Annotated in this window: 14 protein-coding genes; 12 read left to right on the top strand and 2 right to left on the bottom strand. The window is 47.3% G+C overall.

The features are described from left to right. Positions 1-2 precede the first annotated feature (2 nt). From WC980_02520 to WC980_02490, 7 genes are all read left to right on the top strand, one after another. Positions 3-335 (top strand): hypothetical protein, encoded by a 333-nt coding sequence (locus WC980_02520; GenBank protein ID MFA5793934.1) that lies wholly within the window; start codon positions 3-5, stop codon positions 333-335. A gap of 109 nt (positions 336-444) precedes the next feature. Further along, positions 445-1,359 carry a hypothetical protein gene (locus tag WC980_02515; GenBank protein ID MFA5793933.1) on the top strand — a complete coding sequence of 305 codons (915 nt, stop codon included), beginning with the start codon at positions 445-447 and terminating at the stop codon, positions 1,357-1,359. A 91-nt stretch (positions 1,360-1,450) separates the two neighbouring features. After that, the gene (locus WC980_02510; GenBank protein ID MFA5793932.1) at positions 1,451-2,200 is read left to right on the top strand and encodes a nucleoside phosphorylase; all 750 of its coding nucleotides are present in this window, start codon (positions 1,451-1,453) and stop codon (positions 2,198-2,200) included. Beyond that, positions 2,191-2,574, top strand: a complete 384-nt coding sequence (locus WC980_02505; protein ID MFA5793931.1) for a 4Fe-4S binding protein — start codon at positions 2,191-2,193, stop codon at positions 2,572-2,574. The genes WC980_02510 and WC980_02505 overlap by 10 nt, the downstream gene beginning before the upstream one ends. A 70-nt stretch (positions 2,575-2,644) precedes the next feature. Then, on the top strand, positions 2,645-4,456 hold the full coding sequence (locus WC980_02500) for an aldehyde ferredoxin oxidoreductase family protein (protein ID MFA5793930.1): 1,812 nt from the start codon (positions 2,645-2,647) through the stop codon (positions 4,454-4,456). A gap of 27 nt (positions 4,457-4,483) precedes the next feature. After that, positions 4,484-4,717 (top strand): MoaD/ThiS family protein, encoded by a 234-nt coding sequence (locus tag WC980_02495; protein MFA5793929.1) that lies wholly within the window; start codon positions 4,484-4,486, stop codon positions 4,715-4,717. A gap of 50 nt (positions 4,718-4,767) precedes the next feature. Further along, on the top strand, positions 4,768-6,285 hold the full coding sequence (locus WC980_02490; protein MFA5793928.1) for a phosphoenolpyruvate carboxykinase: 1,518 nt from the start codon (positions 4,768-4,770) through the stop codon (positions 6,283-6,285). A gap of 7 nt (positions 6,286-6,292) precedes the next feature. On the opposite strand, the gene WC980_02485 is transcribed toward WC980_02490, so the two are convergent. Together WC980_02485 and WC980_02480 are read right to left on the bottom strand one after the other, a co-directional pair. Then, entirely contained in the window at positions 6,293-7,393 is a 1,101-nt protein-coding gene (locus tag WC980_02485) for a DMT family transporter (GenBank protein MFA5793927.1), read from the bottom strand. Positions 7,394-7,420: 27 nt separating this feature from the next. Beyond that, positions 7,421-8,593 carry a metallophosphoesterase gene (locus WC980_02480; protein ID MFA5793926.1) on the bottom strand — a complete coding sequence of 391 codons (1,173 nt, stop codon included), beginning with the start codon at positions 8,591-8,593 and terminating at the stop codon, positions 7,421-7,423. Between the two features lie 232 nt (positions 8,594-8,825). Between WC980_02480 and WC980_02475 the strand changes: the two genes are divergently transcribed. The 5 genes from WC980_02475 to WC980_02455 all read left to right on the top strand — a co-directional run bounded on the left by WC980_02475 (position 8,826) and on the right by WC980_02455 (position 15,144). Then, positions 8,826-9,485 (top strand): HD domain-containing protein, encoded by a 660-nt coding sequence (locus tag WC980_02475; GenBank protein MFA5793925.1) that lies wholly within the window; start codon positions 8,826-8,828, stop codon positions 9,483-9,485. Between the two features lie 186 nt (positions 9,486-9,671). Then, complete coding sequence (locus tag WC980_02470; GenBank protein MFA5793924.1) at positions 9,672-12,188, top strand: fibronectin type III domain-containing protein; 2,517 nt, start codon at positions 9,672-9,674, stop codon at positions 12,186-12,188. Between the two features lie 67 nt (positions 12,189-12,255). Further along, on the top strand, positions 12,256-13,002 hold the full coding sequence (locus tag WC980_02465; GenBank protein MFA5793923.1) for a hypothetical protein: 747 nt from the start codon (positions 12,256-12,258) through the stop codon (positions 13,000-13,002). 109 nt (positions 13,003-13,111) lie between these two features. Next, positions 13,112-13,534, top strand: coding sequence for a hypothetical protein (locus WC980_02460; protein MFA5793922.1), 423 nt, complete (start codon positions 13,112-13,114; stop codon positions 13,532-13,534). 740 nt (positions 13,535-14,274) lie between these two features. After that, positions 14,275-15,144, top strand: a complete 870-nt coding sequence (locus tag WC980_02455) for a helix-turn-helix domain-containing protein (protein ID MFA5793921.1) — start codon at positions 14,275-14,277, stop codon at positions 15,142-15,144. Positions 15,145-15,214 lie beyond the last annotated feature (70 nt).

Genomic DNA, 15,214 nt, shown 5'->3' with positions numbered 1-15,214 from the left:
AAATGCTTGATAATAGCAAGTTACCTCACAGCGGACAAGGTATTACTGGCATGGCTTTAGGCGCATTGGGCATTCTTATTTTTCTTACCATTGTGGCTATTGGAATTTTGTACAAAATGAACAATCATCTTACGGATAATGTAAAATCATTTATGGTATTGTTGCTGATTATTGATATTCTGGTATTTATGGGTGGTACCGGATTAAGCGTAAAGGGAATAACTAATAAAGAACGCGCTAAATTATTCGGCATTGTAGGATTGGTATTAAACCTGCCGTTATTAATTCTTATCATGGGTATTATTGTTGGTTGGTTAGGCCGAAAATTATTTTGATTGTAATTCGGATGCCTGCTCCCCTCAAGGGGAGGCTCTCTAGGGCTCTGAAGTTGTGATCGACTATAGGCCAGTAATTTTTACAGACTACCACCTGCTGCGGTTATTTATGCCATTATATTTTGCAGGTATGGACGAGGCCGGCTATGGCCCTGTGCTTGGTCCGCTTGTGTTAAGTGCAGTTATTTTTGAGTTACCCGAATCATTCGATAGGTTAGGTAAAACAACCAATCTATGGGAATGTCTGCCCATGACTAATTCCGCTGGAAATTTTGCAAAACATGCCCAAACTTATTTGCCTGTCTGTGATAGTAAGAAAATGTTTCAACCCAGCAAGGGCATAGGAATGTTAGAGCGCTCGGTTTTGTCATTCGCTCGAATGCTTACCGCTAATCCTTTTGAAAGTTACTCCGATTTGTGTCTGCCGCTTAAAGCGCGTTCGGACCGGGTAGATGCTTTGAGTGCTGTTTTGAGAAAAGAGCTTGATAAGAAAGGTATCCGTTTCCGCGACGTTTTTATCAAGGTAGTCGATGCGGAGGAATTTAATAAATGCGTGAGGGAATGCGGGAATAAATCTGATTTTCTGTTCCATATCGCGTCTGGAATTATGAAACGCATTTGCTCAGAGTATTCCGGCAAGGGGAAGCTCCGGATAGCTATAGGCAAGCAGGGGGGGCGGACTTATTACCACTCAGCATTGCAGGAGGTTTTTAGCGATTGTGCTGTTTCCAATGTCAAGGAAACCAGAAATACTTCGGTGTATCGTTTCGCCGACGACGATATCGAGATTTCATTTCTGAAAGACGGTGAGGATAGGGATTTTTTTATTGCGCTGGCTTCGATGTTCGGGAAATATACGCGCGAAATGGAAATGATTCGTTTTAATAGATTATTCATTGACCGTTTTCCTCAGATAAAACCCACTGCTGGTTATCCAACTGATGCCCGAAGGTTTATTAGAGATGTAACCCCGCTTGCTGAAAAAATAGGTTTGGAAATGGATAAGTTTATCAGAATTAAATAACAAATAAATTTCTTGATTTATAATAAATCGTTGATAAAATAAATAATTCTGATTTTAGTAATAACATTAAGTTATTAGAAGTGGAGACGAAATGAGTGCCCGACAATATCACATCAACCTCAAGCGCGGGGAAGCGGCACCAAATATTATTCTTTGCGGTGACCCCGACCGGACTGATCGCATAGCCCATCTATTTGACCGCGTAACGATAAAAAGGCAAAACCGGGAGTTTCGGACATATACCGGTATCTACAAGAAGATTCCTGTTTCCGTGATGTCAACCGGTATCGGGCCTGCTAATGTGGAAATTGCTTTGATTGAACTTGCACAAATTGCCAACGATTTGACCATCATTCGGGTGGGTAGTTGCGGCAGTCTTCAGAAAAATATGCATATCGGCGACGTGGTAATTTCTACGGCTTCACTTAGAATGGAAAATACATCGCTCTTTTTTGTACCCGAAGGATATCCAGCCGTAGCGCATTATCAAGTGGTTCAGCGTTTGAAAGACTCAGCCGAAATACTTGGTATGACGCATCATTTAGGACTTACGGCTACAGCGCCTGGTTTTTATGGAGCGCAAGGTCGGGTAATGCCTGGATTCCCGCTGCGAACCACAGATGTGGTAAGCTACTTCTCGAAAATTGGAGTGATGAACTTCGAGATGGAAACCAGCGTGCTTCTGACCCTGGGGCAGCTTAAAAAATACCGGACCGGAAGCGTATCAGCAGTCTACGCGGATAGGTATCGTTATAAATTTGCAACGCCTGCGGAACAACGACAGGCTGAAAATAATTGTATTAAAACCGGATTAAAAGCAATGGAGTTATTATGCATCTGATATCAGATTCTAAGAAATGCACCGGATGCCGGGTATGCCTGACTATATGTTCCATTTCACATTTTAAGGAAGTTAACACCAAAAAGGCGGCACTGGCTATTGATGCCCAGTTTCCTTCCCCCGGACATTATGACGTAAAGGTTTGCAACCAGTGTGGCACCTGCGCCAGTGTTTGTCCGGCCGAGGCGATAGAACTAAAAAATGGCGTTTATATTATTGATGGAGATAAATGCACCGGCTGTGGCAGCTGTGTTGAAGAATGCCCGCTCAAGGTGATGTTTATGCACGATGACAGCACTGTTCCGATAAAGTGCGATCTGTGCAAAGAATGCATTGCCATGTGTGGACCAAAAGTACTTTCAATAAAGGAGTAACTGCGGTTAGTCTTTTATCAGGAACGGCTCTAAAACGGCTGATCCTGGCAGACAAGAAAAGGAATTAATTATGTTTGGTTATGGCGGTAAGATTCTAAGGGTTAATCTTTCTGACGGAAAAATAACTACTGAACCGGTCAAGGAGGAATTTGCCAAGAAGTACATCGGCGGGCGTGGATTTGCAGCCCGGATACTTTACGACGAGCTTAAGCCGGGGATAAATCCTCTTTCTCCGGATAATAAAGTAGTCATCGCTTCGGGACCTCTGGCCGGGTTATTCCTGCCGGCCGGCGGTAAGCTTACTTTTGCGTCCAAGTCTCCGGCTACCAATAGTTACGGCGATAGTAATATCGGCGGCCATTTAGCAGCCGAGATGAAATATGCCGGGTATGACGTGATTATTATCGAAGGCAAGGCTAAATCACCATCTTATATCTATATCAAAAATGATAAAGTAGAAATACGTGATGCATCAAAATACTGGGGCAAGGGTTCAATGACAGCGGAAAAAATGATAAAGGACGATATCGGCAAAGAGTTCGAAGTGGCTGATATCGGGCCGGCCGGAGAGAATCTGGTTAAGTTTGCCTGCGTATCGCACGACTTTGGTCGCCAGGCCGGGCGCACCGGCATCGGCGCGGTGATGGGGTCGAAAAACCTTAAAGCCGTTGCCGTATACGGCAGTAAATCGCTTAAGGTAGCGGATCCTGATAAGTTAATGGAACTAAGTAAAAAAGCATTTACCGAATGTTTTAAACACCCGTCCTGGAAACTTTGGTTGGATCAGGGCACGGCCAGTGTGGTTGTTTGGTCAAATCATCAAGGGTCATTTCCGACCCGTAACTTCCAGACCGGATTTTTTCCTGATTATAAGAATATTTCTGGCGATAAAATGGTTAAAAACACTATCGTAAATAATAAGGCTTGTTTTGGCTGTCCGATGGCCTGCGGAAAATATGCCAGCGTCAAGCGGGGAAATAAAGAATACTTTGTGGAAGGTCCGGAATATGAAACGGCCGCTCTTATCGGAGGCGACTGCGCCATCGGCAATATCAAAGACCTGACATACGCTAATTGGCTTTGCGATGAACTTGGTCTTGATACTATCTCTGGCGGCAACGTTGCGGCATTCGCCATGGAGTGTTTTGAGAAAGGGATAATTACCAAGAAGGATACCGATGGCGTGGAGTTTAAGTTTGGCGATATTGAATCTTTCGAGAAAATAATGAATATGATTTGTTACCGCAAGGGTATCGGTAATGTTCTGGCCGACGGTGCCCGGGTGGCTGCCAAGAAATTTGGCAAGGGCTCAGAGAAATTCGCCATGGAAATAAAAGGTCTGGAAATCAGCGGCTACGAATCGCGCAAGGCGCCAGCCATGCTCCTGGCTTATATGACCTGCGATATCGGCGGACACCATAACCGGGCCTGGGCTATTACATACGATATCCAGGTCGGGCGCGACAAGATTGAAGGCAAGGCTAAGCGGGTTATCGAACTTCAGCATATCCGCCCGTTGTTTGATATGGTCGGTTGTTGCCGCCTGCAATGGGTGGAACTGGATATGTCCCTGGATTATTACCCGAAATTCCTGAAAGCGGCTAACGGGCTTGATTTTACCTGGGATGAGTTGATGAAATCATCCGAGCGGATATGGAACCTGACCCGGTTATTCCTGATTCGCGAAAATAAGAACTACGGACGCCACTTTGACTATCCGCCGGCCCGTATTTATGAGGAAAAAGTACCGGATGGTCCGACTGCGGGCAGCATAATGAAGCGAGAGGACATAGATAAAATGCTTGATGAATACTACCAGATGAGAGGTTGGGACAAGGACGGGAAACCAACAGCTCAGAAACTGAAGGAACTCGGATTATAAACGGTTATTTGGTATCAGGGGGCAATAATGAAAGTTACGATAGGCGCATACGGAATTCTGAGAAGTTACATCGGTGACAGCGATCCTTCCAAAGAAACAGATATCGACGGGTCAAAAACCGTAAAACAAATTATCTCAGACCTGGGTATACCTGAAGGCATGGTAATGCTTGTTTCAGTTAATGACCACCAGGAATCAATGGATTATATTCCTAAGGATGGTGATGATATAAAACTTATTCCGCCTGTCAGCGGCGGTTAATATTTGACCCGAAACTTCGGTGGCATTATTTTAATGGAGGGAGTAGTATCATGGAAAAGATTGAAACATTAGGCGAACCTGTTTATGCCAAAGAGATTATTCGCGGCCTCAGCGCGGACGAACTGCGTTCCCTGGCCAAAAAGGACGAGCTCCAGACCGAATACGGTAGTCCGTCTTATAACAGCAAGATAAAATCGCGGAGTGCTAAATTTACGGATATTATCTATGACCAGCTTACCGAACAGCAGGCCAAATTGATTCAAGAGGTTAATAATCTTCTTAAAAGTAAAAGCTTGATTTGTGTCGACCGCCAGATGTGCAAAGGGCCGGATATAAATCTTCATTGCCGAACTTATGTAACCTCTGATTACGCGCGTATTCCGTATATGTGGCACGAAACTCTTTTTCCTCTGATAAAAGAGCCAGCGCCCAATGCCGTGGCTGATATTACGGTTATTGACGTGCCTGAATGGCCCGAACGCAAGGTGTTGGTCCTGCCTCAGCTCCAGATGACTTATGTGCTGGGTACGGATTACTTTGGCGAGGTAAAAAAGGCCAATCTCAGGATGGGTATGTATCTGGCTAAACGTCGGGGCTGGCTGGGTCTGCATGCGGCCAGCAAGATTATCCGCGTCAAGAATCCCGCGGGCAAGCTGGTTGAAAAAGGCGTAATTCTATTCGGTCTGAGCGGCACGGGCAAAACATCGCTTTCCTGCCACCATCACGGGCTGGCCCATGAAGAAGGTATCACTATCAGGCAGGACGATGTTATTTTTATCCGTCCTGACGCCCATTGTTACGGCACTGAGAATAATTTTTACCTTAAAACCGAAGGTCTTAACCCCAAGGACCAAGCTTTGCTTTATCGCGGTTCAATATCGCCCAATGCCATCCTGGAAAACGTCTATGTCTCGCCGGAAGGAAAGATTGATTTCGCAAATTATTCAATCAGTTCCAATGGCCGGGGCGTTGTCCGCCGCACCGAGATGAAGCCTTATACGGATGAGAATATTGACCTGGATCAAGTAGACGTAATTATATTTCTTACCCGGCGTATTGACGTGGTGCCGCCGGTGGCCAAACTTTCGCCTGAACAGGGCGCGGCGTTTTTTATGCTCGGTGAATCGGTCGAGACCTCGGCCGGCGACCCGACCCAGGCTGGGAAATCGCTCCGCGTGGTCGGCACCAACCCGTTCATCATCGGGCCGGCTGAAGAGGAAGGTAACTGGTTTTATAAAGCGCTCAAAGACAATCCTCAGCTGGAATGTTATGTTATGAATACCGGCCGGGTAGGCGGCATCGACGGCGAAAAAATAACCTTGATTGATTCAGCTGAAATTATCAAGCAAATAGCCCGCGGTTCTATCAATTGGCAGGCTGACCCGGATTGGCATTACCAGGTGCCTGGCCAGGTGGAAAATGTCAATATGGAGCGTTTTGACCCGTTGCATTTCTATTCGCCGGATGAATACAAAAATCTGGTCGGCAAACTGAAAAATGAGCGCAAGGAATGGCTGGGTCGGTTCCCGGGTCTTTCAAGACCGATCAAACACAGTCTGCCTGAATAAACGGATATCAGTGCTCATGCTGGTGGTGCATATCCGGCGCGTGATTTCCTTCATGGGATGTTTGGTCATGCCTGTGCTGATGCGCATGCGCTTTTTCCTCAACACGCGATTCTTCCGAGTGTTCATGCAGGTGATGTTCGTCATCGTGGTTGTGGCGGTGGTCGTGTTCCATAGCCGGATGGCTGTGCCGGTGCATGTGGCTCTCAAACAGAAGTAAAACCACCCCGGCAATCATTACCGGCAGGGCTATCAGGAAAAATATGCCGGGCGGTTCCCGGAAAAGGAAGAAAGCGATTAGTACTCCGGCAAACGGGGCGATGCCGAAAAAAGCGCCGGTCCGGGCCGCGCCCAATCCGCGCAAGGCCAGGATAAAAAATACGATGCTCAACCCGTATCCCAGGCTTCCGATAACCACGGCTTCCGTCAAAGCTATTCCGCCCGGCAGGGCATAACCCAAAGCCAGTGACAGGATAAGCGATATTGTTCCGGCCACCAGTCCTTTGACGGTTCCGATGGTTACCGGGTTTTTGGCTGATATTTTACGGGTCAGGTTATTATCGATGCCCCAGCATATGGTGGCTCCGAGCACGCCCAGCGTCCCCATTGAAATCGACCATTGTCCTTCGGGATTGAATGAAAGCAACATACTGGCTGCCGTAATCAGACCGATGGCGCCCAACGCATGCCTGCCGATGTGCTCCTTAAACACCAGCGCGGCAATCAAAGTGGTGGCGACTACCTCGAAATTAAGCATCAGTGAAGCCGTAGAGGCGAGAGTGTATTTCAGTCCGTACATCAGGAGTATCGGCGCGGCCACTCCGCCGGCTAATATGGCTCCGGCCAGATAGGGCAGGTCAGCTCGGTTCAGTTTAGCCTCGGTCTGTCCGGATTTTGTAGATGGCAGTATTCCGCTGAAGCGTGACTGCCAGTCTAACAATTGGAATATCCTGAAAATTACCAGTTCGACCGCGCTGCCCAGGTAAAGCAGCGCGCTCAATGTTATCGGCTCTATCCGGTTGACCATCAGCTTGGAAAACGGTGCGCTGGCCCCGAATAAAACGGCTGCGGCCAACCCGTAGATAATCGGATAAATAACTGACTTATTCATGATTCTTTATGACCTGTGGCAATTGGCTCAATTCGAGGTTAGGATTACATTAACTATCTCAGTCCTGGAAAATAACCGCATTGGCGGTCCCCAGACGTCGGTACCGGACGTGGTATAGAGCGTTGCCGAGCCATTTTTGTAAAGCCCGTAGGCGTATTTATAACGGAGCTTGATAAGGAAATCCATGGGCGGAATCTGTCCCCAGTGGGTATGTCCCGATAACTGCAAGTCTACACCGCGTTTGGCCGCCTGGTCAAAGATTCCGGTCGGCTGGTGCGCCAGCAGGATGATAAACCGGTCGTGGTCCACCCCGACTGGTAATCTAAGCGCTGTATCAAGGTCAGCCCCGTTAGAGATAGTGTCGCTCTTCATCTCTTTAACCGGGTCTGTTCCGGCCGAGCCGAACCCTTTGGCCGTATCATCGTCAACACCGGCCAGTTCAATGGCTCCGGCAATGGTCACGTGTTCGTTCCGGAGCGTTTTGATATTAAGCTCCCGGGTCAGCCGTTCAAAGCTGGTAATCCCGTTATAGAAATCATGGTTCCCGGTGATGGCATAGACGCCGTATTTAGGCTTGAGCTTCCGGAGCGCCTGATAGAACCTGCCGTCACTTGAGATATCGGCATCAGCCAGGTCGCCGGTTATGACTACCACATCCGGATTCAAAGTATTCGCTTTATCTATTATCCGGTCCAGCCAGCGTTCCGATTTCTGGTAATTAAGGTGCAGGTCAGAAAGCTGGACGATGGAAAATCCCGAAAGCGCCTTAGGCAGTTTAGGACTTTTTATGGTAATGGTCTTGATCCTCGGCCCGCGGGACACGTTATAGACTGAATAAAGAGACATCAATCCCAGCAGTCCCAGCGCTCCGGCTGTTAGCCAGAACCGGAACTGCTCGGTGCGGGTGGCTATTCGGACTATATCTACGGCAAAGAAAACCACCACGCCCATGGCGATGATGCCCAGCCAGATTACGCCGGCTACATAAATCGGTTTGAACAGCGGCGTGGTAGCCTGGCGGCTGAACATCTCTCCGGTTATAAAAGCCAGCCCGCCCATTAGCATGACCAGCTTGAGCGCCGCCCGCCCGCCCGGGCCGAACATCAAACCGTTAGCCGTATGGCGGTAGATGTAATAATGCATCCCGAAAAAAACGCTCAGGGCCGTCAGCAGAAAAATTGTAAAATACAGTCTTGACATAATAGTCTAAAAGTCTAAGAGTCTAAATAGTCTAAAGAGTCAATGAGTTTATAAGCTGTTGATGATTTGTCAATATTTCTTGGCTTATGCCTAAATTTTAGTAAAGTAATTATCAGTTTAATACTTGGGCTGTTAGAGCAAAGCGAGTTACAGCCCAGTATAGTTGGCAGTAATTCACTACGTTCAAACTGCCACACTATCGGCTGAATCCGCTTACTTATAAGGAGTTTGCATGATAACATTAGAACAGGTCAAGAACAACGAGCAGGCCAAAGCTTTTATGGCCATGGCCGACGCCAATCTGGCCACTATGGGATATACCGAGCACGGCGTGCGGCACGCCAAACTGGTGGCCGGAATGACCCAGAACATCCTGTCCAAGCTGGGCTACGATGACAAAGACCAGACCATCGGCGCTATCGCCGGATACCTGCATGACATCGGCAACACTATCAACCGCAACGACCATGGCATATCCAGTGCCTTCCTGGCCTATCACATACTCAAAGACCTCAGGGTTGATTATGAGGACATCGCTCGGATAATCAGCGCCATCGGCAACCACGACGAAGAGCGTGGCGAGCCGGTCAACCCCATCTCGGCTGCGGTGGTCATAGCCGACAAGGCTGACGTTCATTCCTCGCGAGTCCGTTCCGCCAAGGAGATAGACTTTGACATCCACGACCGGGTCAACTACGCCGTCAAGAAATCGCGTATTCAGGTCAATCCCAAGGACAAGACCATAACCCTGGAACTGTCCATTGACAACCGCATATCCAAGGTGATGGAATACTTCGAGATATTCCTGACCCGGATGGTGGTCTGCCAAAAAGCGGCTAAGCTGTTGGGATGCGAGTTCAAACTGGTCATCAACGGCACCAAAATATTGTAAGGGTAGCCGCAGATTCTTATGTGGCTAAACTATGCCCGGAAAATCTGTAGCCTAAGCGAAGCCTCCTTAAGAGTAAGGGATAAGCAATCTTGCCCGAAAACAATATATTCCCTTGACAAAATTCACTAATATGCATAAAATATGATATATTCTTTCCTGAAATAACTCCGATAAAAGGAGGACGGTATGCACAGTAAATCCATATTAAAAACAGCCACAGTTATTATGTTTATTGCTTATATCACCGCATTTAATTATGGCGGTTGTGGAGACATTGGTGGCTCAAGTGGCAGTAGCGGAACACCAACCGCAACTGCCCAAGTAACCTCACCGACACCGTCTAATAGCGCAACTAATGTGATAACAACTACTCAAGTCTCTTGGGCTTCTGTCAGTGGCGCAACTTCTTATGATGTCTTTTTCGGCACAACTGCACCTGGGACATTTGTCGGCAATCAGTCCGGCACGAGTTATAATCCTGATACACTTACATATAGCACCACCTATTACTGGCGGATAGATTCCAAAAATAGTGTTGGGACAACTACCGGTAATGTCTGGACCTTTATCACGCAAATAGCACCGTCTGCACAGGTAACCTCGCCAAGCCCGGCTAATAATACAATTAATGCGTCTATTAATCAACAGTTAGGTTGGGCATCAGCCAGCGGGGCTACTTCTTATGATGTTTATTTCGGTACGACCTCGCCGGGAACATTTATTATCAATCAGTCCGGCACGAGTTATAATCCCGGCACGTTTACATATAGCACTACTTATTACTGGCGGATTGACTCAAAGAATGCTACCGGCACGACTACTGGCACGGTCTGGAGTTTTACTACTCAGATAGCGCCGCCGTTATCGCTGAATGTTGCGGTTATTTCCTCTTCGCAGATTGATTTGACCTGGACGGATAATACCGATAATGAAACCGGCTATAAAATAGAGCGTAAAACCGGCTCCGGCGGAACCTATAGCCAGATTGCCGACATAGGCGCAAATATCATCACATATTCCAATACCGGCTTGGTAGATGGTGCCATCTATTATTATCGGGTCAGGGCGTATAATGCAACCACTAATTCCGCCTATTCCAACGAGGCATCTGATGCAATTGCTCTCAATGCGCCGACTATCCTGTCGGCTAATACCGTGTCAACATCACAGATTAACCTCACCTGGACCGATAATTCCAGTAATGAAGACGGATTTAAGATAGAGTGCAAGACCGGTGCAGGTGGAATATGGACACAGATTACTACAGTTAGTGCCAATCTAACTACTTATTCCAATACCGGACTGACAGATGGAACGGTCTACTCTTACCGCATCATGGCTTATAATTCAAACGGTGATAGCACCTACACCAACGAGGCATCAGCCACCACACTACTTATCGCGCCTTTAGGACTTCTTACAATCATTTCACGTACCGCAATAGCGCTTTACTGGATTGATACTACTGATAATGAAGACGGATACGAGATAGAACGGGGCGTAACAAATACCGCCTATTCACTCCTTATTACAGTAACGGCAAATACCTCCGTCTACACAGATACAAATCTTTCTCTTTCTTCGACCTATTATTATCGTGTTCGGGCTTATAACAACGTAGCCGCCAGCGCCTATTCTAACGAAGTATATGTTAGGGCAAGAGATTGGTCGGTCATTGCGGCTGGTAGCGGGCACACCATTGCCTTAAAGATCGATGGCTCGCTCTATGCCTGGGGACAGAACTTCTATGGTGAATTAGGCGATGGGACAACAACTAATAGATTGACCCCGACCCGGATTGGCACGGATACCAACTGGTCAGCCATTGACGCTGGCGTCGGGTACAACATTGCCCTCAAGATCGATGGCACACTCTGGGCCTGGGGAGATAATGCCTACGGTCAATTGGGTGATGGGACAATTGGTACTAATAAAAATACCCCAACTCGTATTGGTACTGATACTGACTGGTTAGCTATTGCTGCTGGAGGCTGGCACACCATCGCCTTGAAAGCAAACGGCTCACTTTGGACTTGGGGATATAACGAATATGGTCAATTAGGTGATGGGACAACGATAAGTAAGACTACCCCAACCCGGATTGGCACTGAGAACAACTGGTCAGTCATTGCCGCTGGTTACGAGCACACCGTTGCCTTAAAATCAGATGGCTCGCTCTATACTTGGGGCTGGAATAGGTCTGGTCAATTAGGCGATGGGACAAGTGGATACGGGACTAATAAATTGATCCCGACGCTTATTGGCACGGGTTGGTCAGCCATCGCCGCTGGTTGGTATCACACCATTGCCTTAAAGTCAGATGGCTCGCTTCATACTTGGGGCTCGAACGGGTATGGTGCATTAGCCGATGGAACAATATATGCTAACTTGACCCCAACACTGATTGGCACGGGCTTCTCTGCCATCGCCGCTGGTGAGGAGCACGCCATTGCCTTAAAGACCGACGGCACACTCTGGGCATGGGGATCTAATGGCTTTGGTCGATTAGGGGACGGGACAACAATTAATAAGAACACCCCGACGCTTATTGGCACGGGCTGGTCAGCCATCGCCGCTGGTGGCGCTCACACCAGTGCATTAAAAACCGACGGCTCATTCTGGGCTTGGGGACTCAACGACAATGGTCAATTAGGAGATGGGACGACTACTCAGAGGAATACCCCAACGCAGGCGGGGCAGTAATAATTCGAGGGACAGCATACTGAATAGATAAGTAAGGCGTCCCCGGAATTTGAAAAAGGAGAACACTATGAATGAAGCCAGACGTATCCTACGTTATATATTTCCAAGTGCCGCACTATTTATTGAGTTAGGTTTTTATTTGTTCCTGTGTCACACACCCTCAATAAGGAACGCTGTAGCCGATGCAACCAAAACAGGATCTGACATTTCGGCCACAACTCTTTTGATTTTTGCTGCGACCGGAATAGGGTATCTTTTAGGAATGATTTATCACGTATTGTATTGGACAAAAAGATTTGATTATTGCGGTGTTAATCATCAGGAAGTAATTATAAGCGCCGAAAAAATGAAGTGGTTGGAATTACGTCGTCAAAATGATGATACGGAGGTTAAAGCTAATGCATTAAGCAGAGCAGGTGCTTGGCATGTAGTATCAGGTACTTGGCATGCTGGAAGAGAAACATCCTGTATAATTAAGGGAGCGAATGAACGCACAGATAGTCTTTCAGACATTGTTCATGGTTTTGGAACTGCATTAATCGGTTCTGTTTTTGCTCTATGTTTTTGGCTAATTTTGCTTTTTAAAAATGGAACTACGTCTATTCCTTGGAATATTATTCCAGTCTTTATTTTAGCCTTAGTTATAATAGGCATTCATGGGATTAGTTATAAAACGGCGGTCAAAAGGGCTGAAGGTGTTATTGAAATTCTATTTTTGGGTGCACTTAAATATGAATATGAGAAGGGTCATAAGATTCCAGTAACAGTATATGTTAGTTCTAAGGATATTAACGAAAATGGGGGCAACACCTAATAAATAAGTAAGGGAAATTTAGGGGACGCGATACCAGAAAATGTTTCTGAAATGAAAAGTGGCGCCATAAGGGCGCCATGGCGCTTCGGCGCCAGAGGTTATTTTTATAATGAAAAAGATTATTGTCCTTTACACCCCGCAAAGCCCTTACTGGGAAAGGGCCAGGCAGGCCGAGTATGTCAGTATCAGGCATACCAAATTAGAGGATTGGGATGCCCTCAAAGGCTCCTGTCCACTGCCCGGCTTAGGGGTGTATAGCCGGGGAATGATTCAGGGCAAAAGCGCTGACCCAACCAATCTTCCTTTCGTATTCTTGAAGATTATTGATATGAGTTATGACGAGCACAACACTTATTTCCATATAGAACCGCTCCTGGTTACAAATATTCCCAGCCTGCAATTTCTTTGTCGTATTCCATCTCACAACCAGTTTGATTCCCGTGAACCGGATTACATCAAGAAAATCCTCAAGGGACTGCAAATAGACCCGCCGGATGAATGGCTCAAGCTGATAGACCCGAATAATTCATAAATTATACTCTGGCAGTTTGATGGTCCCGAGAGCCTTACGGCGGTTTATCCCGCTACCGCAGAATGCAAACGCCGCAAGGCATTTATGAATAAAGCGGGATAGAAGCGCAATAACCATATCTGGTAAATGTTTGCCGGCCAACATTTTTTTAATACCCTTCTTGGTAAAATGTTAGACGTCTAACATTATACCTGCTCTCAAATGTGCGACGTCACACATTCCTGCCTACCCCTATGTGAAAGCCGATAGTGGTAGGACTGTAAGCCGGAGGTAATATGGGTGTAAGTCAGGGGTAGTATAGATGTAGGTCGGGGGTAGTAGAGGTGTAGGCCAGAGGTAGTAGAGGTGTAGGCCGGAGGTAGTAGAGGTGAAGGCCGGAGGTAGTAGAGGTGTAGGCCGGGGGTAGTAGAGGTGTAGGCTGGAGGTAGTAGAGGTGCAGGCTGGAGGTAGTAGAGGTGTAGGCTGGAGGTAGTAGAGGTGTAGGCCGGAGGTAGTAGAGGTGCAGGCCGGAGGTAGTAGAGGTGCAGGCCAGAGGTAGTAGAGGTGTAGGCCAGGGGTGGTAGAGGTGTAGGCAGGGGGTAGTAGTAGTGTAGGTACTGGTCAGTGCCATAGCCTGTCCTATCCTGCAACATTGCACTACATTTCTTGTCATATTTTGTCCTGTTTAGTAAGCTGATTAAGCAGATTAAGCCGATGGTTCTAAATCTGATAAATCAGCTAAATCCGCTTACATAACTTATATGCTAACTGTAAATGACGTCTGTAAACAACTGGGTATCTCTACCCGCACGGTTTACCGGTTGCTCAAATCAGGGAAATTGCCTGCCAAGCGCATCGGCGGACAGTGGCGTTTTGAACAGAAGGACGTTGAGAAACTGCTTGTATACAAAACGCCAACCAAATACATTATTAAACCCGGCCTGATGACCCTGAAAGAGGTCTGCGAATATCTGGGCCTAAGCCGGTTTACCATTTATCGGTTAATTAATGTGAAGAAGTTGCCCGCTGTAAAGTTAGGCGGCAGGTGGCAGTTTCTTCAGTCAGAGGTTCGTCAATTCCTGACTCATAGCCGCGATGTGCCCGGCCATGTTTTAGGGATGAACTTTGAGGGCGGGGTGATGACCTTGAATCAGGTGGCCCAGGCGCTAGGCGTCAACCGCCGGACGATTTACCGGCTGGTCAGGGAAGGCAAACTGCCGGCTACCAAGATTGCCGGAGTCTGGCGCTTTATCCGTACCGAGGTCAGCCGTTATATGCTGGATCATAAATATTCCTACGGCACCACCGGCGTCAAAGGCATATTTTTTTGGAGCCAGGCGTTGGATAAATATTACAAGAGGAAAGACCTTTATTACGTCAAAGACAGCGCCTATGACGGCTTCGTCGGAAGTAACCAGGATTACCACGATTTTAAGACGCTAAAGAGCATTCACGCCGATATGCCCAATGACAAGTTCTTTGCCGAACTGCATTACCGCAAGATAAGCGTTCAGGGCGGTTTCATACTGGCGCTCACGCCGAAACAATACGAAAATCTGCCTACCGAGGAATACGTGCACTGGTCGGGATTCCGCGTGCCGGATAATCAACTCAGACATCTGCAATTATAGCTGGCAGCCCGTACGGGTTCTTGGCCCAAGACCTCTCAGGGTCTAGGGATAATTCGCGGAGTTTATCCTT

Source organism: Candidatus Brocadiia bacterium (assembly GCA_041658285.1).
Taxonomy (GTDB): domain Bacteria; phylum Planctomycetota; class MHYJ01; order JACQXL01; family JACQXL01; genus JBBAAP01.
This window is presented reverse-complemented; position numbering and strand designations above follow the sequence as displayed.

Bases quoted from the DNA above. Each gene is read 5' to 3' on its own strand.
- WC980_02465 (MFA5793923.1), top strand. From the start codon at position 12,256: ATGAATGAAGCCAGACGTATCCTACGTTATATATTTCCAAGTGCCGCA.
- WC980_02505 (MFA5793931.1), top strand. From the start codon at position 2,191: ATGCATCTGATATCAGATTCTAAGAAATGCACCGGATGCCGGGTATGC.
- WC980_02480 (MFA5793926.1), bottom strand. From the start codon at position 8,593: ATGTCAAGACTGTATTTTACAATTTTTCTGCTGACGGCCCTGAGCGTT.
- WC980_02515 (MFA5793933.1), top strand. From the start codon at position 445: ATGCCATTATATTTTGCAGGTATGGACGAGGCCGGCTATGGCCCTGTG.
- WC980_02510 (MFA5793932.1), top strand. From the start codon at position 1,451: ATGAGTGCCCGACAATATCACATCAACCTCAAGCGCGGGGAAGCGGCA.
- WC980_02475 (MFA5793925.1), top strand. From the start codon at position 8,826: ATGATAACATTAGAACAGGTCAAGAACAACGAGCAGGCCAAAGCTTTT.
- WC980_02500 (MFA5793930.1), top strand. From the start codon at position 2,645: ATGTTTGGTTATGGCGGTAAGATTCTAAGGGTTAATCTTTCTGACGGA.
- WC980_02455 (MFA5793921.1), top strand. From the start codon at position 14,275: ATGCTAACTGTAAATGACGTCTGTAAACAACTGGGTATCTCTACCCGC.
- WC980_02495 (MFA5793929.1), top strand. From the start codon at position 4,484: ATGAAAGTTACGATAGGCGCATACGGAATTCTGAGAAGTTACATCGGT.
- WC980_02470 (MFA5793924.1), top strand. From the start codon at position 9,672: ATGCACAGTAAATCCATATTAAAAACAGCCACAGTTATTATGTTTATT.
- WC980_02460 (MFA5793922.1), top strand. From the start codon at position 13,112: ATGAAAAAGATTATTGTCCTTTACACCCCGCAAAGCCCTTACTGGGAA.
- WC980_02490 (MFA5793928.1), top strand. From the start codon at position 4,768: ATGGAAAAGATTGAAACATTAGGCGAACCTGTTTATGCCAAAGAGATT.
- WC980_02520 (MFA5793934.1), top strand. From the start codon at position 3: ATGCTTGATAATAGCAAGTTACCTCACAGCGGACAAGGTATTACTGGC.
- WC980_02485 (MFA5793927.1), bottom strand. From the start codon at position 7,393: ATGAATAAGTCAGTTATTTATCCGATTATCTACGGGTTGGCCGCAGCC.